This window comes from Pseudomonas sp. Marseille-Q5115 (genome assembly GCF_916618905.1).
GTDB classification, from domain to species: Bacteria; Pseudomonadota; Gammaproteobacteria; order Pseudomonadales; family Pseudomonadaceae; genus Aquipseudomonas; species Aquipseudomonas japonica_A.
The window spans coordinates 293684-312488 of record NZ_CAKAKI010000001.1; the positions used below are offsets into that span (position 1 = coordinate 293684).

20 protein-coding genes are annotated in these 18805 nt (G+C 62.4%); 9 read left to right on the forward strand and 11 right to left on the reverse strand.

Going from position 1 to position 18805, the window contains the following annotated elements:
- Positions 1–18 precede the first annotated feature (18 nt).
- The 3 genes from LG385_RS01370 to tldD all read left to right on the forward strand — a co-directional run bounded on the left by LG385_RS01370 (position 19) and on the right by tldD (position 6236).
- Complete coding sequence (locus LG385_RS01370; RefSeq protein WP_225771858.1) at positions 19–3861, forward strand: YhdP family protein; 3843 nt, start codon at positions 19–21, stop codon at positions 3859–3861.
- 78 nt (positions 3862–3939) lie between these two features.
- Positions 3940–4791 carry a carbon-nitrogen hydrolase family protein gene (locus LG385_RS01375; protein ID WP_225771860.1) on the forward strand — a complete coding sequence of 284 codons (852 nt, stop codon included), beginning with the start codon at positions 3940–3942 and terminating at the stop codon, positions 4789–4791.
- A gap of 2 nt (positions 4792–4793) precedes the next feature.
- Complete coding sequence (gene tldD, locus LG385_RS01380; protein WP_225771862.1) at positions 4794–6236, forward strand: metalloprotease TldD; 1443 nt, start codon at positions 4794–4796, stop codon at positions 6234–6236.
- 30 nt (positions 6237–6266) lie between these two features.
- Here the strand turns inward: tldD and yjgA are convergent, their stop codons facing one another.
- Positions 6267–6788, reverse strand: a complete 522-nt coding sequence (yjgA, locus tag LG385_RS01385) for a ribosome biogenesis factor YjgA (RefSeq protein WP_181115470.1) — start codon at positions 6786–6788, stop codon at positions 6267–6269.
- 110 nt (positions 6789–6898) lie between these two features.
- Here yjgA and pmbA point away from each other — a divergent pair, with 110 nt between their 5' ends.
- From pmbA to LG385_RS01400, 3 genes are all read left to right on the forward strand, one after another.
- Complete coding sequence (gene pmbA, locus LG385_RS01390; RefSeq protein ID WP_181115467.1) at positions 6899–8245, forward strand: metalloprotease PmbA; 1347 nt, start codon at positions 6899–6901, stop codon at positions 8243–8245.
- A 108-nt stretch (positions 8246–8353) separates the two neighbouring features.
- Positions 8354–8797 carry a tetratricopeptide repeat protein gene (locus LG385_RS01395; RefSeq protein ID WP_181115465.1) on the forward strand — a complete coding sequence of 148 codons (444 nt, stop codon included), beginning with the start codon at positions 8354–8356 and terminating at the stop codon, positions 8795–8797.
- A gap of 1 nt (position 8798) precedes the next feature.
- Positions 8799–9416 (forward strand): superoxide dismutase, encoded by a 618-nt coding sequence (locus LG385_RS01400; RefSeq protein ID WP_225771864.1) that lies wholly within the window; start codon positions 8799–8801, stop codon positions 9414–9416.
- A 49-nt stretch (positions 9417–9465) separates the two neighbouring features.
- Here the strand turns inward: LG385_RS01400 and LG385_RS01405 are convergent, their stop codons facing one another.
- The 10 genes from LG385_RS01405 to LG385_RS01450 form a co-directional block, all read right to left on the reverse strand.
- The gene (locus LG385_RS01405) at positions 9466–9738 is read right to left on the reverse strand and encodes an HPr family phosphocarrier protein (protein WP_181115460.1); all 273 of its coding nucleotides are present in this window, start codon (positions 9736–9738) and stop codon (positions 9466–9468) included.
- Positions 9739–9758: 20 nt separating this feature from the next.
- Positions 9759–10616 carry an RNase adapter RapZ gene (rapZ, locus tag LG385_RS01410; RefSeq protein ID WP_225771866.1) on the reverse strand — a complete coding sequence of 286 codons (858 nt, stop codon included), beginning with the start codon at positions 10614–10616 and terminating at the stop codon, positions 9759–9761.
- Positions 10617–10623: 7 nt separating this feature from the next.
- Positions 10624–11088 (reverse strand): PTS IIA-like nitrogen regulatory protein PtsN, encoded by a 465-nt coding sequence (gene ptsN, locus LG385_RS01415; protein WP_181115455.1) that lies wholly within the window; start codon positions 11086–11088, stop codon positions 10624–10626.
- A gap of 6 nt (positions 11089–11094) precedes the next feature.
- The gene (gene hpf / locus LG385_RS01420) at positions 11095–11403 is read right to left on the reverse strand and encodes a ribosome hibernation-promoting factor, HPF/YfiA family (protein ID WP_181115453.1); all 309 of its coding nucleotides are present in this window, start codon (positions 11401–11403) and stop codon (positions 11095–11097) included.
- Positions 11404–11532: 129 nt separating this feature from the next.
- The gene (locus LG385_RS01425; RefSeq protein WP_225771868.1) at positions 11533–13041 is read right to left on the reverse strand and encodes an RNA polymerase factor sigma-54; all 1509 of its coding nucleotides are present in this window, start codon (positions 13039–13041) and stop codon (positions 11533–11535) included.
- 134 nt (positions 13042–13175) lie between these two features.
- On the reverse strand, positions 13176–13901 hold the full coding sequence (gene lptB / locus LG385_RS01430) for an LPS export ABC transporter ATP-binding protein (RefSeq protein ID WP_181115449.1): 726 nt from the start codon (positions 13899–13901) through the stop codon (positions 13176–13178).
- Entirely contained in the window at positions 13901–14446 is a 546-nt protein-coding gene (lptA, locus tag LG385_RS01435) for a lipopolysaccharide transport periplasmic protein LptA (RefSeq protein ID WP_181115447.1), read from the reverse strand. Before lptA ends, lptB begins: the two co-directional genes overlap by 1 nt.
- Positions 14433–15005 carry an LPS export ABC transporter periplasmic protein LptC gene (gene lptC, locus LG385_RS01440; protein WP_181115445.1) on the reverse strand — a complete coding sequence of 191 codons (573 nt, stop codon included), beginning with the start codon at positions 15003–15005 and terminating at the stop codon, positions 14433–14435. The genes lptA and lptC overlap by 14 nt, the downstream gene beginning before the upstream one ends.
- Before the next feature lie 6 nt (positions 15006–15011).
- The gene (locus LG385_RS01445) at positions 15012–15536 is read right to left on the reverse strand and encodes a KdsC family phosphatase (protein ID WP_181115444.1); all 525 of its coding nucleotides are present in this window, start codon (positions 15534–15536) and stop codon (positions 15012–15014) included.
- The gene (locus tag LG385_RS01450; RefSeq protein WP_181115442.1) at positions 15536–16510 is read right to left on the reverse strand and encodes a KpsF/GutQ family sugar-phosphate isomerase; all 975 of its coding nucleotides are present in this window, start codon (positions 16508–16510) and stop codon (positions 15536–15538) included. The genes LG385_RS01445 and LG385_RS01450 overlap by 1 nt, the downstream gene beginning before the upstream one ends.
- A 218-nt stretch (positions 16511–16728) precedes the next feature.
- Between LG385_RS01450 and LG385_RS01455 the strand changes: the two genes are divergently transcribed.
- The 3 genes from LG385_RS01455 to mlaD are packed head-to-tail and all read left to right on the forward strand — an operon-like array spanning position 16729 to position 18802.
- A complete protein-coding gene (locus LG385_RS01455; RefSeq protein WP_225771870.1) occupies positions 16729–17538 on the forward strand; it encodes an ABC transporter ATP-binding protein in 810 nt (269 codons plus the stop codon).
- A complete protein-coding gene (mlaE, locus tag LG385_RS01460; RefSeq protein WP_181115438.1) occupies positions 17538–18335 on the forward strand; it encodes a lipid asymmetry maintenance ABC transporter permease subunit MlaE in 798 nt (265 codons plus the stop codon). The genes LG385_RS01455 and mlaE overlap by 1 nt, the downstream gene beginning before the upstream one ends.
- A complete protein-coding gene (gene mlaD / locus LG385_RS01465) occupies positions 18335–18802 on the forward strand; it encodes an outer membrane lipid asymmetry maintenance protein MlaD (protein ID WP_181115436.1) in 468 nt (155 codons plus the stop codon). Before mlaE ends, mlaD begins: the two co-directional genes overlap by 1 nt.
- Positions 18803–18805 lie beyond the last annotated feature (3 nt).

The window sequence follows — 18805 nt, forward strand, 5'->3', positions numbered from 1 at the left end:
CCGTACAAGGCCCTCCCCATGGCGCGTTTGACTCAAGTGGCTGGCGCGCTCGTTCGCTGGAGCCTCGGCGCCTGCGCACTGTGCCTGATCCTGCTGGCACTTTATGTAAGCCTCGGGCGGCAGCTGTTGCCCCTGATAGGGGACTATCGCCCCGAACTCGTGACCAAGGCCAGCCAGGCGCTGGGTATGCCCGTAGGCATCGGGCGGTTGGAGGGGGCCTGGAGCGGCTTGGCGCCGGTGCTGGTGGCCGGCGATGTGTCGGTAGGCAGCGGGCCGGGCGCCCTGCATCTGGAACGGGTGCGCGTGGTGCCATCGCTATGGCGCAGCCTGGTGAGCCTGCGCCCGCAGGTCGATACCCTGCAAGTGGAAGGCTTGCAGCTTACCCTGGAGCAGGGCGAAGACGGCCGCTGGGCGCTACAAGGGCTACCGAAGCATCAGGATGACACGCCCTTCGATCCAGGCCGCGCCCTCGCGAGCCTGCGCCAGCTTGGTGAGCTGAATGTGCTCGATAGCCAGCTGACCGTTCGGCCATGGCAGCACGACCCTCTCGCCTTTACCTACCTCAGTGCGAGCTTGCGTTCGATACTGGGGGAACAGCGCCTCGACCTGCGGTTCAGCCTGCCGGACGGCAAGCCCGTGGCGGCTCAGTTGCGCGCGCGGGTGCCGCAGGATCATTGGCAGGGCGCCTCTGGCCAGGCGTGGCTGAGCCTGCCTCAAAGTGATTGGGCGAAGTGGTTGCCTGCAGGCATTGCCGGACAATGGCGCTTTCAAACGCTGCGCGCCGGCGGTGAGGTATGGCTGGACTGGGCCGATCAGCATGTGAGCAGCGCCGTGCTGCGGCTCAATGCTCCGAGGATCGAGGGCGCCGTTGATGGCCGGGCGCTCACTGCGGTAGAGGATGTGGCGTTGAGCGCTTGGCTCCAGCGTAACGACAACGGCTATACCGCTATTGCCCAGCCGCTCTCCATGAGCGTGAGCGGCCAGCGCTGGGATACTCGCCTGAAGGCGGTGCAAGCCGGCAATGAATGGCAGGTACAGGCTGACCGGGTAGACCTGGGGCCCTTGCAGCCTTTGCTGGATGCCTATGCGCCCTGGCCGGAGAAAGCCGCGCTCGCAGTGGACAGCCTCAAGCCCCGCGGCGCCCTGCGCAACCTCGCCCTTACGATAAGGCCCCAGGAAACCGGTGATCGCCGCCTGGCGTTCGCGGCCAACCTGGACCAGGTCGCCTTTGAGCCCTACCACAACGCGCCGGGCGCGGCGAACGTCAGCGGCAGCATCTCCGGCGACCTCGGGCAGGGCGAGTTGCGGCTGGCCACCCAGGATTTCATGTTGCACCTGTGGCCAATCTTCAAACAGCCGTGGCACTACAAGGAAGCCCACGCCCGGCTGGGCTGGCGGCTGAACAGCGAGGGCTTCAGCCTGGTGGCACCGGTAATCCAGGTGCTGGGCGAGGAAGGCAAGATCGCGGCGGATTTCATGATCCGCTTGCCGTTCGGTGAAGGACTGGAACCCTACATGGACCTGCGGGTGGGGCTGCACGAGGGTGACGGGCGCTACACGCCCAAATACCTGCCGGAGGTTCTAAGCCCTCAGGTAGCTGATTGGCTGCGCGCTGCGGTGCAAAAGGGCGCTGTGGACGAGGGCTATTTCCAGTATCAGGGCTCGCTGGCCCATGCTGCGCCCGATCATGCCCGCAGCCTGAGCCTGTTCTTCAAGGTGCACGATGCGACGCTTGCGTTCCAGCCGGGCTGGCCATCGGTAAGCGGCGTGGACGGCAACGTCTACATCCAGGACGGGGATGTGCGCATCGAAGCCAGCCGAGGGCAGTTGCTGGATACGGCTTTAAGCAATGTTCAGGTGAGGGTCCCCCATGCGCCGGAAGGGCAAGTACCTCACCTCACGGTACAGGGCGATTTTGATGGGCCGCTGAGCGACGGCGTAAAGATACTACAGACCGCGCCCATCGGCACGGGTGAGCTGTTCGCGGGCTGGCAGGGCGAAGGTCCGCTTCGCGGCGCGGTGAACCTGGATATCCCGCTCGCCCATGGCCAGGCGCCCAAGGTGGTTGTGGATTTCAATACGTCCGCCGCCCGCCTGAAAATCGCTGAGCCCGCCCTGGAACTCAGCGACCTTAAAGGCGCCTTCCGGTTCGACCTCGACAAGGGGTTGTCTGCCCAGGGCGTGGCCGGGCAGGCCCTGGGCAGGGCGTTCACGGGAAGCCTGGAAGCGGTGGGCGCTAACGACCCGCCGTTGACCCGAGTGAATGTAAATGGCCGCATGGACGTGGCCACCCTTAGCCGCTGGCTTGGCAACCAGCAGCCACTGCCCGCCAGCGGTGAGTTTCCTTACCGCCTGCAGCTGGACCTGGGGCCAGAAAGCCGGCTGGGTATCGACTCGGATCTCACGGGTGCTACCGTGGACCTTCCGGCACCCTATGGCAAGGCAGCGGGGGACAGCCGCCCGACGCGCTTCGAGCTGGGCCTGAAGGGTAACGACCGGCTGATGCGCGTGGCCTACGCGGGGCTTGCAAGCGTTGTGTATCAGCCTGCCAACGGCCAATTCTCCAGCCCGCCAGGCGCTGGCCGTGGCGAGTTGCTGTTAGGCGAGGGCACGGCAAGCCTGCCCGATGCGACAGGTATGCGGGTGCGCGGCGTAATGGATTCGCTGGACCTGAAGGCCTGGCAAGCGGTGAAGGATCGGTACCTGCCCCAAGCCAAGGCGGCGGAGCAAGCGTCGGCCAACGGTTCTTCAACCCCTGCGCCTTTGAGCAGCGCGGACGTAACCATTGCGCACCTCAGCGCATTCGGGCAATCGCTTGAAAACGCCAGGGTGCGTCTCGATCGCGGGCCGGGCAACTGGATGGTGCGGGTGGACAGCCCTCAGCTGACGGGTAAGGCAACGCTGCCTGACCGCTCGGCCGTGCCGCTGGATATCGACCTGCAGGATGTCCATCTCCCCGCCCCGGCGGTACAAGAGGCCACCGCGCAGGACCCGCCCGATACGCCCGACCCGCTGGCGGACGTGGACCCCCACGGCCTGCCGCCAGTTAACGTGCGGATTGCCCGGCTGTGGCAGGGTGACGACCTGGTCGGCGCCTGGTCCCTCAAGTTGCGACCTTCCGAGCGTGGGCTGGCACTGAATGATCTGGACCTGGGCCTGAAGGGGATGCAGTTACAGGGCAACGGTGGCTGGGAAGGCGCCCCCGGCAGCACGGTGAGCTGGTTCAAGGGCAACGTACGCGGTGGTAACCTGGCCGATATCCTCAAGGCCTGGCACTTCGCGCCTTCGGTAACCAGCCATGATTTCGCGCTGGCGGTGGATGGTCGCTGGCCCGGCTCGCCGGCCTGGGCTGCTCCCAAGCGGTATTCAGGTAGCCTGGACGCTACCCTCAACCGCGGCCAGTTCGTGGAAGTGGAAGGCGGCGCCCAGGCGTTGCGAGTGTTCGGGCTGCTGAACTTCAATGCCATCGGCCGCCGGCTGCGGCTGGACTTTTCCGACCTGCTGGGCCGGGGGCTCGGCTATGACAAGGTCAAAGGCCAGCTGGTCGCCAGTGACGGTGTTTACGTGACCCGCACTCCTATCACCGTGACGGGCCCTTCGAGCAATCTTGAGCTTGACGGTACCCTCGACATGGCCGCGGACCGGGTGGACGCTCAACTGCTGGTGACCCTGCCGGTGAGCACCAACCTGCCAATTGCCGCGCTGATCGTCGGCGCTCCCGCCATTGGCGGTGCGTTGTTTCTGGCTGACAAGCTACTGGGCGATCGGGTATCGCGCCTGATGAGCGTCAAATATCGCGTTGAAGGGCCGCTCAAGGACCCGAAGCTGAGCCTCGACCGGCCCTTCGACAAATCCCGTTGATCGACCCGATAGTTAGCCGGGCGTGATCCAGTGGGTTAGGATGCAGGGAACGCGTTCCACGACAGCTTGGAGGAGCCAATGGAGCTGGCGGTGATCCAGATGGTGAGCCAGACAGACCTGGCGGCGAACCTCGAGCGGGCCAGGTATTTGCTGGAGCAGGCGGCCCACGCGGGTGCGCGGCTCGCTGTTCTGCCAGAAAATTTCGCTGCCATGGGCCGTCGTGATGCAGCGGCCATTGCGCGGGCGGAGGCAATGGGCGAAGGGCCGATCCTTCCGGCACTTCGCCGCTGTGCACGGGATTTTGGCCTGTGGCTGGTGGCTGGGACGGTCCCGCTGCCGCCCGACGGGCAACCTGATGGCAAGCCTTGCGCGTGCTCGCTGTTGCTTGATGCTCAGGGCGAAACAGTGGCCCGTTACGACAAGCTCCACCTGTTCGATGTGGACGTGCAGGACAGCCGGGCCCGTTACCGGGAGTCTGATGACTATGCCTATGGTCAAAGGGTAGTCGTGGCGCAAACCCCGGTCGGCCGCCTTGGGCTGAGCGTGTGCTACGACCTGCGTTTTCCCGAGTTGTATACCCAGCTGCGCGAGGCCGGCGCTGAACTGATCAGCGTGCCCTCGGCCTTCACCGCCGTCACCGGTGCGGCCCATTGGGAAGTGCTGATCCGCGCGCGGGCCATAGAAACCCAATGTTATGTGTTGGCCGCTGCCCAAGGGGGCGAACATCCCGGCCCCCGCCATACCCACGGCCAGGCGGCGATAGTAGACCCCTGGGGCCGCATGATAGCCCAGCAGGCCACGGGCGAAGCGGTATTGCTGAGCTCACGCGACAGCGCCGAACAGGCGGCTATCCGTGAGCGTATGCCGGTGCAGGCGCATCGGCGGTTTTCCTCGCAGGGCGCCTTGCGGCCTGCCTCTTTCGCGGAGTGAACATGAGCGAGATGTTATCCACGGTCAGCGCGCAGTTGCTGACCCCTGGCGATTTGAACCTCGACAGCCTCAACAGTGTGCTGGGCGAGCTGGCGGGCCCTGGCATTGACGCCGCAGACCTGTACTTCCAGGCGCAAATTTCGGAGTCCTGGGCCCTCGAAGACGGCATCGTCAAGGAAGGCAGCTTCAATTTCGACCAGGGCGTTGGCGTTCGGGCCCAGGCCGGCGAAAAAACCGGCTTCGCCTACAGCAACACCATCACCCGCGAGGCGCTGGGCCTCGCTGCCCAGGCGGCGCGGTCGATTTCACGGGCCGGCCAGCAAGGGCGTGTGCAGGCGTTCCAGGCACCGACTGTCGAAGCGCTTTACGCACCGGACAATCCCCTGGACGTGATGACCCGCGCAGAGAAAGTGGAACTGCTAAAGCGCATCGACGCCTACACCCGTACCCTCGACCCGCGCATTCAGCAGGTCACCGTCAGCATGGCCGGCGTTTGGGAGCGCATTCTCGTGGCCGCCATGGACGGTAGCCTGGCGGCCGATGTGCGCCCGCTGGTGCGCTTCAATGTAAGCGTGATCGTGGAACAGAACGGCAGGCGCGAGCGTGGCGGCCATGGCGGCGGCGCCCGTACCAGCTATCAATACTTCGTGGACGAAGAGCGCGCCATGGGTTATGCGCGGGAGGCACTGCGCCAGGCGCTGGTCAACCTGGACGCCAAGCCGGCACCGGCGGGTACCTTGCCAGTAGTGCTCGGCTCCGGGTGGTCCGGTGTGCTGTTGCACGAGGCGGTGGGCCATGGCCTGGAAGGGGACTTCAACCGCAAGGGCAGCTCTGCCTACAGCGGCCGCGTTGGCGAGCAGGTGGCCTCCAGCCTCTGCACCATCGTCGATGATGGCACCCTGCAAGGCCGCCGCGGCTCGCTGAGCGTCGATGACGAGGGTACCCGCACCCAATGCACCACCTTGATCGAGAAAGGCATTCTCAAGGGCTACATGCAGGACAAGCTCAATGCCCGGCTGATGGGCGCTGCCGCCACGGGTAACGGGCGGCGTGAGTCCTACGCGCACCTGCCCATGCCGCGCATGACCAACACTTACATGCTGGCCGGGGAGCACGACCCCGAGGAGATCATCAAGTCGGTGAAAAAAGGCCTGTATTGCGCCAACCTCGGCGGTGGCCAGGTGGACATCACCAGCGGCAAGTTCGTGTTCTCCACCAGCGAGGCTTACCTCATCGAGGATGGCAAGATTACCGCCCCGGTAAAGGGCGCTACGCTGATCGGCAACGGCCCGGAATGCATGAGCCGAGTGTCGATGGTAGGTACCGACCTGGCGTTGGACAGTGGGGTAGGGACGTGTGGCAAGGACGGGCAGTCGGTACCGGTGGGCGTAGGCCAGCCCACGCTGAAGATCGATGCAATTACCGTGGGCGGCACCGGCGCGTGAGCCGAGCGCCCATGGGCAAGCTGGCGCGGCCTATCGCAGGCCGCGTTGTTGCTCGTCTATCTCGCGAATGTACTTGAAGATCTTGCGGCTCGCCGAAGGCGGGCGGTTATGCGTGGCTTCGTGCTGCGCATGGCGCACCAGCGAACGCAGTTGCTGGCGATCGGTTTCAGGGTACTGGGTCACGAAGCTGTCCAGCACCGTATCGTCGCCGGCGATCAACCGATCGCGCCAGCGCTCCAGGTTATGGAAGCGCTCGTTGTACTGGCGAGTGGACGCGTCCACCTGGTCGAGCAGTTCCAGGATCGCGTCGGTGTCCTGGTCGCGCATGAGTTTGCCGATGAACTGCCTGTGCCGCTTGAGGGCTGCGTTCGCGGTATGTTTCGGTGCTTCTTCCAGGGCCCGGCGCAGCGGCTCCGTGAGGGGCAACTTGGCGAGCAGGTCCGGCTTGAGCGTGGTCAAGCGCTCGCCGAGCTCGGTCAATGCGTGGAGTTCACGCTTGACCTGTGTCTTGCTTTTTCCCTCGCCGAGGGAATCGTCGTATGAATCAACCATGGGGGCCGTCCGCTGATAAACGCCGCCATGATAACCAGTCGGGGGCCGATTGTCCGGCCCGGCCAGCATCGGCCCTTGCCGCGATCCGTATTTGAAGTGTGGAGAATCCCATGAAAGCAGCCGAAAGCGTTGGCCCTCAGGCCCTGCCGCTCCTGCAGCAACAGGTCGAAGAGATCATTGCCGAAGCCCGTCGCCAGGGTGCCAGCGCCTGCGAAGTGGCGGTGTCCCTCGAACAAGGGCTGTCCACCTCGATTCGCCAGCGTGAGGTGGAAACGGTTGAATTCAACCGTGATCAGGGCTTTGGCATAACGCTCTACCTGGGCCAGCGCAAGGGCTCGGCCAGCACCTCGGCCAGCGGCCCTGACGCGATTCGGGAAACCGTGGCAGCAGCATTGGCCATTGCAAAGCACACGTCGGAGGACGAAGCCGCCGGGCTCGCGGACGCCGCTCTCATGGCCCGCGATCTTCCGGCCCTGGACCTGTATCACCCTTGGGATATCAGCCCTGAAGCGAGTATCGAACTGGCACTGGCTTGTGAAGCGGCAGCTTTCGACGCCAACCCGCTTATCCGCAACGCTGATGGCAGCCAGGTCTCGACCCATCAAGGTTGCCGGGTATACGGAAACAGCCATGGGTTCATCGGCGGCTATGCGTCGACTCGTCACAGCCTCAGCTGCGTGATGATCGCCGAGAAAGATGGCCAGATGCAGCGCGACTACTGGTACGACGTGAACCGCGAAGGCCATTTGCTGGCTTCTCCGGAGGCCATCGGCCGCAAGGCCGCAGAGCGAGCTGCCAGCCGCCTGGGTGCGCGCCCCGTGCCTACCTGCGAAGTGCCAGTGTTGTTCGCCGCAGAGCTGGCGGGAGGGCTGTTCGGCAGCTTCCTGTCGGCGGTATCCGGGGGCAACCTCTACCGCAAGTCTTCCTTCCTGGAAGGCACGCTCGGCCAACAGCTGTTTCCCGAATGGCTGACACTCGATGAGCGGCCGCATATGCCTCGCGCCTTGGGCAGCGCTGGGTTCGACGGCGATGGCCTGGCAACCTACGCCAAGCCCTTCGTCGACGGTGGCCGGCTGGTTTCTTATGTGCTGAGCACGTATTCGGGCCGCAAGCTGGGCATGCCGAGCACCGCCAACTCCGGCGGCGTGCACAACCTCTTCGTGACCCATGGCAACGACGATCAGGCCGCATTGCTGCGCAAGATGGGCCGCGGGTTGCTGGTGACCGAGCTAATGGGGAGCGGGTTGAACATGGTCACCGGTGACTATTCCCGTGGTGCCGCCGGCTATTGGGTGGAAAACGGCGAAATCCAGTTCCCGGTTCAGGAAGTGACTATCGCAGGGAACATGAAGGACATGTTCCGCCAGATTGTGGCCGTAGGTAATGACCTTGAACTGCGCAGCAACGTGCGCACCGGCTCGGTATTGATAGAGCGTATGACAGTGGCAGGAAGCTGAGCTTTTCATAAATATCTGGCCGCTCCGCTTGAAATGAGATTGATTATCAACTAATAGTCAATCTCATGAGGCGCTTTGCCTCCACGTCAGCTATTGAGCGGAGCGGCCATGGACCATTGGAAACAAACCATTCAGCGTGCCAATGCCCTCTTCGAACAGGGGCAGTGGGTAGAGGCGCGAGAGCATTATCTGCAGGCGCTGGCCTTGGCGCAGATCCTCTTCGAGCGTTGGAGCAATGCCGATGAGGCCGTGATGGCCTTTGTGGTCTCGCACCATAACCTGGCGGACCTTCACCTTCATCTGCACCAACCCGAAGAAAGCGCCGAATACTTGTGCGCCGCGCACGAGCATCTGCTCTCCACGGCCCGCCAATCGAACTTGCCTCAACCGCTGCGCGAAGCAGCGCTTCGTCACAGCAATCGCACCTATACGGAACTGCTGGGGTTCATCGCCGTCCATGGCGAATACCCCCGCACCTCGAGCCTGCTCGCTGGTGCCATGGGCCTACAGTCGCGCCACACCGGCGCCCATCCGCGATACGGAGTCCACTGACATGCCCCATACCTTGCCTGCACTGCCTTATGACTACAGCGCGCTTGAGCCGCATATCGACGCGCAAACCATGGAAATCCACTACACCAAGCACCACCAAACCTACATCAACAACCTCAATGCCGCGCTGGAGTCGACCGAGTACGCCGAGTGGCCGGTAGAAAAGCTGCTTGCTGAATACGCCACCCTCGACGAAAAACTGAAAGGCCCCGTGGCCAACAATGGCGGTGGGCATGCGAACCACTCGCTGTTCTGGACCGTGATGGCGCCTGCTAGCGGTGGCCAGCCTTCCGGGAACGTGAAAGATGCGATCGAGAGTGAGTTGGGTGGCTTCGATGCGTTCAAGGAAGCCTTCACCAAGGCTGCGCTGACCCGCTTCGGCAGTGGCTGGGCCTGGTTGAGCGTAACGCCGGAGAAAAAACTGGTGGTTGAAAGCACCGCCAACCAGGACAGCCCGCTGATGAAGGGCAATACGCCGATCCTGGGCCTGGACGTGTGGGAGCACGCGTATTACCTGAAGTACCAGAACCGCCGGCCTGAATACATTGGTGCGTTCTTCAACGTGGTCAACTGGCCTGAAGTCGAAAAACGCTACCAGGCCGCTGTAAACGCGGTGTAACGCCTGCCTTTGTAGGCGGCCTCCTCTGGAAGGTCGAGAGCGCCTACCGTTACTCGCCCTCGTCGAACTTGTCGTTGATCAATCCAACCAACGCGTCGAGGGCTTCCTGTGCTTGCTCGCCCTCGGTGCTGAGGTGGATCTGCGTGCCCTTGCCGGCGGCGAGCATCATGACGGCCATGATGCTTTTGCCGTCTACCAGGCTGGCTTCGGTGCGGCCTACACGAACCTGGCAGGGGAAACGGCCGGCAATGCCGACGAACTTGGCGGCGGCGCGTGCGTGCAAGCCCAGCTTGTTGATGATGGTGATGTCGAGTGCGGGCATTGCGTGGTAAGTCCTTGGGTTCAGGTAAGGTCCCGGTGGCGCACTTGCACGTTTTTCAGGGTACGTTGCAATAGCGCGCCGAGGCGCTCGGTAAGGTAGACCGAGCGATGGTGCCCGCCTGTGCACCCGATGGCAACTGTCACGTAGGCCCGATTGCTCGCGGCGAAGCGAGGCAGCCATTTGAGCAGGTAGGCCGAGATGTCCTGGAACATCTCCTCCACGTCCGGTTGCGTGGCCAGGTAGTCGATAACTGGCTGTTCCAGACCGGAATGCTCTCGCAGCTCGGGCTTCCAGTAGGGGTTGGGGAGGCAACGCACATCGAACACCAGGTCTGCGTCTACCGGCATGCCGCGCTTGAAGCCGAACGACTCCAGCAGGAAGGCGGTCCCCACATCCGGCTTGTTCAGCAGCCGCACCTTGAGGGTGTCACGCAGTTGATAGAGATTGAGATGGGTAGTGTTGATTTTCAGGTCGGCCAGATCTGAAATCGGCCCCAGCAGGTCACTTTCTACCCGGATAGCCTCGGCCAGTGAACGGTTCGCACTGGTGAGTGGGTGCCGCCTGCGCGTTTCCGAAAAGCGCTTGAGGAGCGTTTCTTCATCAGCATCCAGAAACAGCACGTCGCACTGAATGTGCTTCTCTCGCACTTCTTCAAGCAGTTCGGGAAAACGTGAGAGATGGCTCGGCAGGTTACGCGCGTCTATGGAGACGGCGACCAATGGCTGAGCCAGTTCGGTATGGATGATCGCACGCTCTGCCAACTCGGGCAGCAGCCCGGCGGGGAGGTTGTCGATACAGTAAAAGCCATTGTCTTCGAGCACATCGAGGGCGGTACTCTTGCCGGAGCCGGAGCGACCACTGACGATGATCAGGCGCATGCGCAGTTCACGCGCCGCTCTGGGTGCGTACCACCACCTGATACAGCGCTTCGCTGTCGGGGGCGGAACGCAACTGGTCACGCACGTCCTTGCGGTCGAGCATGCTGGCTATCTGGCGGAGTAATTCGAGGTGTGCATCGGTGGCTGCTTCCGGGACCAGCAGCACGAAGATCAGGTCTACCGGGGCGCCGTCGATCGCGTCGAAGTCCACGGGTGCGTCCAGGTGCAACAAGGCACTCATCGGGCCCTGACAATTGGCGAGCCGGCAATGCGGGATGGCAATCCCATTGCCGAAACCAGTGGAGCCAAGCTTTTCACGGGCGATCAGGGCTTCGAACACAACCTGCTGGCTAACCTCGGGAAGGTCCCTGTGAATCAAGGCAGCGATCTGTTCGAGTACGCGTTTTTTACTGCCGCCCGGCACGCTCACGAGGGAGCGGCCGGGGGTCAGGATGTTTTCTAGTCGGATCATTGGGGGTCAGCGGGCGGCCGCACCTTGCAGGTGGCTCTGCTGTTTTTCCTTATACTTGAGCAATTGCCGATCGAGTTTATCAGTGAGAAGGTCGATTGCGGCGTACATGTCGTCGTGTTCAGCCTGAGCTACCACGTCGCACTTGGGAACCCGGAGGGTCGCTTCGACCCGCTGTTTCTGTTTTTCCACTTCCATGATCACCTCTACATTGGTGATCTTGTCGCAGTGCCGCTCAAGCTTGGCAAGTTTTTCGGTCATGTAGCTACGCATGGCTTCGGTCACATCCAGTTGATGCCCACTGATGTTGACTTGCATACCGCTTCTCCTTATTGCCAGTGCATAAAGAGGCAGGCGAAACCTGCCACTGAAACGCTGGTGGCATCCCGAGGTGCGGCGCTGGCTTACATGCCCTGTGCCAGCGACTACGCGCGCTTCGGAACCAGGCTACATCAACCGCTTGCGTTCGCTGGACGGCGCAATCCCGAGGGATTCGCGGTACTTGGCGACAGTGCGGCGTGCTACCTGAATGCCTTGTGCCTCCAGTAAACCAGCGATCTTGCTGTCACTCAACGGCTTTTTCTGATTTTCCGCCGCCACCAGTTTCTTGATGATCGCCCGGATGGCTGTGGACGAGCATTCACCGCCTTCCGAGGTGCTGACGTGGCTGGAGAAAAAGTATTTCAGCTCATATATCCCGCGGGGTGTGTGCATGTACTTCTGTGTCGTTACCCGGGAAATCGTCGATTCGTGCATGCCCACGGCCTCGGCGATGTCATGCAGTACCAGCGGTTTCATGGCCTCGTCGCCGTAGTCGAGGAAGCCTCGCTGATGCTCCACGATCTGGGTGGCCACCTTCATGAGGGTCTCGTTGCGGCTTTGCAGGCTTTTGATGAACCAGCGCGCTTCCTGCAACTGATTGCGCATGAAGGTGTTATCCGCGCTGCTGTCCGCCCGGCGCACAAAACCCGCGTACTGAGGGTTTACCCGCAGTCGCGGTACCGACTCCTGGTTCAGCTCCACCAGCCAGCGATCGCTGTCCTTGCGCACGATGACATCCGGCACCACGTACTCGGGCTCGCTCGACTCGATCTGCGAGCCGGGGCGTGGGTTCAGGCTCTGGATAAGCTCGATCACCTGCCGAAGCTCATCTTCCTTGAGCTTCATCTTGCGCATCAGCTGGCTATAGTCACGGCTACCCAGCAGCTCGATGTAATCGGTGACCAGCCGCTGGGCCTCGGCCAACCAGGGGGTTTTCGCAGGCAGCTGGCGCAGCTGCAACGCCAGGCATTCGCCCAGGTTGCGCGCAGCGATCCCGGCAGGCTCGAACTGTTGGATGCGATGAAGCACGGCTTCGACTTCATCGAGTTCGATGTCCAGTTCGGGGTCGAACGACGCACAGATTTCCTCGAGGGTTTCTTCGAGGTAGCCCTGGTTGTTGATGCAGTCGATCAGGGTGACGGCGATCAGGCGGTCATTGTCGGACATCGGCGCCAGGTTCAGTTGCCACAGCAGGTGGCTCTGCAGGCTTTCTCCAACGGACGTACGGGTGGTGAAATCCCAGTCGTCGTCATCCCCGCTCGGCAGGCTGCTTGCGCTGGTCTGGTAGATGTCTTCCCAGGCCGTGTCCACGGGCAGCTCATCGGGAATCCGCTCACTCCAATCCGCCTCTTCGCCGCCCTCGGGCGCGCTGGAGGTTTCCTGGAAGCTGGTTTCCTGGAAAGGTGTTTCCTGGGGTTCGGCCGGCCCGGAATGTTCGGCCTTGTCGGCCAACGGGTCGGCATTATCGAAGTCGTCGCCGTCTTCCTGGCGTTCGAGCATGGGGTTGGACTCAAGCGCCTCCTGAATCTCCTGCTGGAGGTCCAGGGTGGAAAGCTGGAGAAGGCGGATGGCCTGTTGCAACTGCGGTGTCATCGTCAGTTGCTGGCCCATTTTAAGGACAAGCGATGGTTTCATGGCGTGAGCTTGACACCCTGTTTGCCGGCGCTATGCGCCATCCACAACGGGCGCTCGATTGGAGCGCCTGAACTTAAGCAAATTATATGCCCGAAACTGCCATGTTTGCCTAGGGGTCTTTACACTTGGCGCACTTAAAGCCGGAACTCGTGCCCCAGGTACACTTCCTTCACCAGGTCATTGGCAAGGATAGTGGCCGAATCGCCCTCTGCAATCAATTGGCCATCGTTCACAATATAGGCGATTTCACAGATATCCAGGGTTTCGCGTACGTTGTGGTCGGTGATAAGCACACCGATGCCCTTCGCCTTGAGGTGGTGGATGATCTGCTTGATATCGCCCACGGAGATCGGGTCCACGCCGGCAAAGGGTTCATCGAGCAGGATGAACTTGGGCGCGGTGGCCAGGGCGCGGGCGATTTCCACCCGGCGGCGCTCGCCACCGGACAGGCTCATGCCACGGTTGTCGCGGATATGCGTGATATGGAATTCCTGAAGCAGGCTTTCCAAAGCCTTGCGCCGACCGCTGGCGTCGAGGTCCTTGCGGGTTTCGAGGATCGCCATAATGTTGTCCGCCACTGACAGCTTGCGGAAGATCGAGGCCTCCTGAGGCAGGTAGCCTATACCGGCCTTGGCGCGCCCGTGCATGGGCTGGTGGCTTACGTCGAGGTCGTCGATCAGCACCCGGCCCTGATCGGCCTGCACCAGCCCTACGATCATGTAGAAGCACGTGGTTTTACCGGCCCCGTTCGGCCCAAGCAGGCCAACGATCTGGCCGCTCTCGATGGAGAGGCTGACGTCTCTCACCACTTGCCGGCTTTTGTAGCTCTTGGCCAGATGCTGGGCCTTCAACGTCGCCATTACTGCGCCTTCTGCGGCTGGTCGGTTTTCTTCTTGGGCTGGATCACCATGTCGATGCGCGGGCGTGGCGCGGTGATCTTGGTGCCCGTGGCACGGCCGGCATTTACCACCTGGCGAACCGTGTCGTACACGATTTTCTCGCCTTCGGAGGTGTTTCCGTCGTTGATGACCTTGGCCTTGTCGATCAGCACGATCCGGTCCTGGGACGCGAAGTACTGGATGGTCACGCCGTAGGCCTGCACGATGGGCTTGTCCACGGCAGGCTTCTGCTCGTAGTAGGCCAGGTTGCCGACGGCGGTGAATACATCCACATCACCATTGGCCGCACGTGTGACGGTCACCTTGTTGCCGGTGATCTTCATGGAGCCCTGGGTGATGACCACGCTGCCGGTATAGACCGCTACACCCTGCTTGTCGTCGAGTTGCGCGTCGTCGGACTGGATGTGGATCGGTTGGTCCCTGTCGGTCGGCAGCGCCAAGGCGTTCACGCTTCCCAGTGCCGCGCCCAGGCCAAGCAGGAAGGGGAGGGTTTTAACGAGCCTCATACTGTCCTCTTACAGTGGACAGCAAGTGGATCTTGCTGTCGTTCAAATACGCTTTCATTCCCTTGGCAGTCGTAACGCCACCGGCGCCGTCGATTCTAACGTCTTGGTCGGTTTCCGCATATTGCTTCTGCGGGAAGACCGTGGCGCGCGAGGTGGTGATTACGGTTGTGCGGTTCTTCTGGTCTGTGCGGTTGAGCCGCACGGCGTCGATGAGTTCGACCTGGGTGCCGTCCGGGTTCACCTCGGCACGCTCGCTCACCACATGCCAGGGGAAGGTGGTGCCTCGGTAGACGTCCATGACCGGCTTGGTCACGTGGGTGACTTCACTGGCCTTGAGGTGTTCGACCCTGTCGGCGGTCATTTCATACTGCATCTTGCCGTCGGGCAGGTACTGCACGGTGCGGGCGTTGATCGCATAGTAATCGATGGTACTGGCGTCCACGCTCGCCCGAGGGTTGTCGAGGAACCGCTCGGGGCTGACGTTCCAGTAGCCGATGGCGATGAGCAGCGCCACCACCGGTACCGCAACGGCAAGCGCAAGCAACTTTCGGTTTTGCATGGGCACCTACAGGTATTTGTTCAGCGCGGCGTCCAGGTTTCCCTGGGCGCGCAGGATGAGTTCGCAGTATTCGCGGGCAGCGCCTTCGCCGCCCCTGGCCTGGGTGACCCCATGGGCATGCCGGCGAACGAAATCGGCCGCGTTTGCGACCGCCATGCCCAGGCCTACCCGGCGCATCACTGGGAGGTCGGGAAGATCGTCGCCAAGGTGCGCGACCTGCTCGTATGACAAGCCCAGCTGTTCCAGCAAGCCGTCGAGCACCACGAGCTTGTCCTCGCGGCCCTGAAAGAGATGAGGGATGCCCAGATTGCGGGCTCGGCGCTCGGTGGCCGCGCTGGTGCGGCCGCTGATGATGGCTGTGGTGACGCCCGAGGCCATCAGCATTTTGATGCCCTGGCCGTCCAGCGTATTGAACGCCTTCATTTCGCTGCCGTCTTCAAGAAAGTAGAGGCGTCCATCCGTGAGCACGCCATCGACGTCGAAAATGGCGAGTTTGATCCGGCCAGCTCGCTCAAGCAGTGTGCGGTCCATTACACGACCCCCGCACGGAGGAAGTCATGCATGTTGACCGCGCCCACAGGGCGATCAGTATGGTCTACCACCACCAATGCGCCGATCTTGTGGTCCTCCATGATTTTCAGCGCCTGGGCGGCGAGCATGTCGGCGGTCACCGTCTTGCCATGGGCAGTCATGATCTGCTCGATCGGCGTGGCGTGTACGTCCAGGTTGCGGTCGAGGGTGCGACGCAGGTCACCGTCGGTGAACACGCCGGCAAGCCGGCCGTCCTCCTCCAGCACTACCGTCATGCCAAGGCCTTTTCGGGTCATTTCCATCAGCGCTTCCCGCAGTGGAGTGCCACGCGTCACGGTAGGCAGCGCCGCACCGGTGTGCATCAGTTGTTCCACCTTGAGCAACAGGCGACGCCCCAGCGCGCCTCCCGGGTGGGAGAACGCGAAATCCTCGGCCGTGAAGCCTCGCGCTTCGAGCAGAGCGACCGCCAGGGCATCCCCCAGCACCAGCGCCGCGGTGGTGGAGGAGGTGGGGGCCAGGTTCAGTGGGCAGGCTTCATGTTCTACCCTTGCGTCCAGGCTCGCTTCGGCCGCCTGGGCCAGGGTGGATTCCGGATTGCCCGTGAGGCTGATCAGCCGAATGCCCAGCCGCTTGATCAGCGGCAACAAGGTGAGAATTTCTGCCGTGGTGCCCGAGTTGGACAGGGCCAGCACGATGTCGTCGGGCGTGATCATGCCCATGTCGCCATGACTGGCTTCGGCCGGGTGAACGAAAAATGCCGGCGTGCCAGTGCTGGCCAGTGTGGCTGCGATCTTGCGGCCGATATGGCCGGATTTGCCCATCCCCATCACAACCACCCGCCCGCTGCTGCCCAGGATCATCTCGCAGGCGCGGACGAAGTCTGCATTTATATGCTCGAGCAGTCCTTCCACGGCCTTGATTTCGAGGCCGATGGTGCGCTGTGCCGACTGAATGAGATCGCGGGTCTGGTTCATGCGAGGCAGGTCGATCCGGAGAAAAGGCCGGGATTATATCCGGATTGCACACGTCGCGCACGAATCCCGCCACCCCTCTCGTGGCGGTTGGCGCCCCGCCGCGCGCTGTCACAAGCTGGGGTCGGTGATATAGTGCGCCGCTCGTCGATCCCGTCCGGCATGTGCCCTGGCCTCTGGCCCGCACGTCTGACTGGGGTGCCGCATCGCAAGGAGAACGAATGAGTGCCGAACAAGCCTACGCCGTGGAGCTGAAGGGGTTAACCTTCAAGCGAGGCGCGCGCAGCATTTTCCAGAACGTGGACATTCGCATCCCGCGCGGAAAAGTCACCGGTATCATGGGGCCGTCCGGCTCCGGCAAAACCACCCTCCTGCGGCTGATGGGGGCACAGTTGCGCCCCACGGCCGGCGAAGTGTGGGTCAATGGCCAGAACCTTCCGCGGCTATCGCGCAGTGATCTGTTCGATGCCCGCAAGCACATGGGGGTGCTGTTCCAGAGTGGCGCGCTGTTTACCGACCTGGACGTTTTCGAGAACGTGGCCTTTCCTTTGCGCGTGCACACCGACCTGCCGGAAGAAATGATCCGCGATATCGTGCTGATGAAACTCCAGGCCGTTGGCCTGCGAGGCGCTATCGAGTTGATGCCCGATGAGCTGTCCGGAGGCATGAAACGCAGGGTTGCACTGGCACGGGCCATCGCGATGGACCCGCAGATCCTCATGTACGACGAGCCGTTCGTGGGGCAGGACCCGATCGCCATGGGCATGCTGGTTCGCCTTATTCGCCTGCTCAACGATGCGCTCGGGATCACCAGCATCGTGGTTTCCCATGACCTGGCAGAAACCGCCAGCATCGCCGATTACCTGTACGTGGTCGGAGATGGCCAGGTGCTCGGGCAGGGCACTCCGGCAGAGCTGATGGCCTCGGATAACCCGCGTATCCGCCAGTTCATGAAGGGCCAGCCGGATGGGCCGGTTCCTTTTCATTTTTCCGCGCCAGCCTTGGCCGACGATTTTCTGGGGAAGCGCTGATGCGCCACAGGTCATTATTGGAGCGGGTTCGCTTGCTGGGCAGAACCGTGATCGACGTGGTTGCCGGGCTGGGGCGCGCATCGCTGTTCCTGGGGCATGCGCTGTTCAGCCGTGGCGGGATCTCGGGCGGCTTTGCGCTGCTGGTCCGTCAGCTGTATTCGGTGGGTGTGCTGTCCCTGGCCATTATCATCGTGTCAGGCATTTTCATTGGCGGTGTGCTATCGCTTCAGGGGTTCAGCATCCTTGCCAAGTACGGCTCGGAGCAGGCGGTCGGCCAGATGATCGCCTTGACCTTGCTGCGTGAACTCGGCCCAGTGGTTACCGCGCTCCTGTTCGCCGGGCGGGCCGGCTCCGCGCTGGCGGCCGAAATCGGCAACATGAAGGCGACCGAGCAGCTTTCCAGCCTGGAAATGATCGGCGTCGATCCCCTCAAGTACATCGTTGCGCCACGCTTGTGGGCCGGGTTCATCTCGCTGCCTGTGCTTGCCGCGATGTTCAGCGTGGTGGGCATCTGGGGCGGTTCCTGGGTAGCGGTGGACTGGCTGGGCGTTTATGAGGGCTCGTTCTGGGCAAACATGCAGAACAGCGTCAGCTTCACCGAAGATGTGCTCAATGGCGTGATCAAAAGCGTGGTGTTCGCGTTCGTCGTCACCTGGATTGCCGTGTACCAGGGTTACGACTGCGATCCCACTTCCGAAGGGATCAGCCGAGCTACCACGCGCACCGTTGTTTATGCCTCCCTTGCGGTACTGGGGCTCGATTTCATTCTGACCGCTTTGATGTTTGGAGATTTCTGATGCAAAACCGCACCCTGGAAGTCGGTGTCGGCCTGTTTTTGCTGGCCGGGATCCTCGCCCTGCTGCTGCTGGCCCTTCGTGTCAGCGGGTTGTCGCCGGGCGCGGCACATGACACCTACAAGCTGTATGCCTACTTCGACAATATTGCCGGTTTGACGGTCAGAGCCAAGGTGACCATGGCCGGCGTGACCATTGGCAAGGTGGCTGCAATCGACCTGGACCGCGACACCTTTACCGGCCGGGTAACCCTGCAGCTGGACAAGAGCGTGGACAACCTGCCGGTGGATTCCACCGCGTCCATCCTCACCGCTGGGCTGCTGGGCGAGAAGTACATTGGCGTAAGCGTGGGCGGGGAGAGCGCTGTACTGAAAGACGGTCAGACAATTCACGACACACAATCCTCGCTGGTACTCGAGGACCTGATCGGCAAATTCCTGCTCAATAATGTGAGCAAAGAGGCGAAATAAGGA

What these genes read in the sequence shown, in the direction of transcription:
- LG385_RS01370 (WP_225771858.1), top strand. Translation starts at nt 19, where the DNA reads ATGGCGCGTTTGACTCAAGTGGCTGGCGCGCTCGTTCGCTGGAGCCTC.
- LG385_RS01375 (WP_225771860.1), top strand. Translation starts at nt 3,940, where the DNA reads ATGGAGCTGGCGGTGATCCAGATGGTGAGCCAGACAGACCTGGCGGCG.
- tldD (WP_225771862.1), top strand. Translation starts at nt 4,794, where the DNA reads ATGAGCGAGATGTTATCCACGGTCAGCGCGCAGTTGCTGACCCCTGGC.
- yjgA (WP_181115470.1), bottom strand. Translation starts at nt 6,788, where the DNA reads ATGGTTGATTCATACGACGATTCCCTCGGCGAGGGAAAAAGCAAGACA.
- pmbA (WP_181115467.1), top strand. Translation starts at nt 6,899, where the DNA reads ATGAAAGCAGCCGAAAGCGTTGGCCCTCAGGCCCTGCCGCTCCTGCAG.
- LG385_RS01395 (WP_181115465.1), top strand. Translation starts at nt 8,354, where the DNA reads ATGGACCATTGGAAACAAACCATTCAGCGTGCCAATGCCCTCTTCGAA.
- LG385_RS01400 (WP_225771864.1), top strand. Translation starts at nt 8,799, where the DNA reads ATGCCCCATACCTTGCCTGCACTGCCTTATGACTACAGCGCGCTTGAG.
- LG385_RS01405 (WP_181115460.1), bottom strand. Translation starts at nt 9,738, where the DNA reads ATGCCCGCACTCGACATCACCATCATCAACAAGCTGGGCTTGCACGCA.
- rapZ (WP_225771866.1), bottom strand. Translation starts at nt 10,616, where the DNA reads ATGCGCCTGATCATCGTCAGTGGTCGCTCCGGCTCCGGCAAGAGTACC.
- ptsN (WP_181115455.1), bottom strand. Translation starts at nt 11,088, where the DNA reads ATGATCCGACTAGAAAACATCCTGACCCCCGGCCGCTCCCTCGTGAGC.
- hpf (WP_181115453.1), bottom strand. Translation starts at nt 11,403, where the DNA reads ATGCAAGTCAACATCAGTGGGCATCAACTGGATGTGACCGAAGCCATG.
- LG385_RS01425 (WP_225771868.1), bottom strand. Translation starts at nt 13,041, where the DNA reads ATGAAACCATCGCTTGTCCTTAAAATGGGCCAGCAACTGACGATGACA.
- lptB (WP_181115449.1), bottom strand. Translation starts at nt 13,901, where the DNA reads ATGGCGACGTTGAAGGCCCAGCATCTGGCCAAGAGCTACAAAAGCCGG.
- lptA (WP_181115447.1), bottom strand. Translation starts at nt 14,446, where the DNA reads ATGAGGCTCGTTAAAACCCTCCCCTTCCTGCTTGGCCTGGGCGCGGCA.
- lptC (WP_181115445.1), bottom strand. Translation starts at nt 15,005, where the DNA reads ATGCAAAACCGAAAGTTGCTTGCGCTTGCCGTTGCGGTACCGGTGGTG.
- LG385_RS01445 (WP_181115444.1), bottom strand. Translation starts at nt 15,536, where the DNA reads ATGGACCGCACACTGCTTGAGCGAGCTGGCCGGATCAAACTCGCCATT.
- LG385_RS01450 (WP_181115442.1), bottom strand. Translation starts at nt 16,510, where the DNA reads ATGAACCAGACCCGCGATCTCATTCAGTCGGCACAGCGCACCATCGGC.
- LG385_RS01455 (WP_225771870.1), top strand. Translation starts at nt 16,729, where the DNA reads ATGAGTGCCGAACAAGCCTACGCCGTGGAGCTGAAGGGGTTAACCTTC.
- mlaE (WP_181115438.1), top strand. Translation starts at nt 17,538, where the DNA reads ATGCGCCACAGGTCATTATTGGAGCGGGTTCGCTTGCTGGGCAGAACC.
- mlaD (WP_181115436.1), top strand. Translation starts at nt 18,335, where the DNA reads ATGCAAAACCGCACCCTGGAAGTCGGTGTCGGCCTGTTTTTGCTGGCC.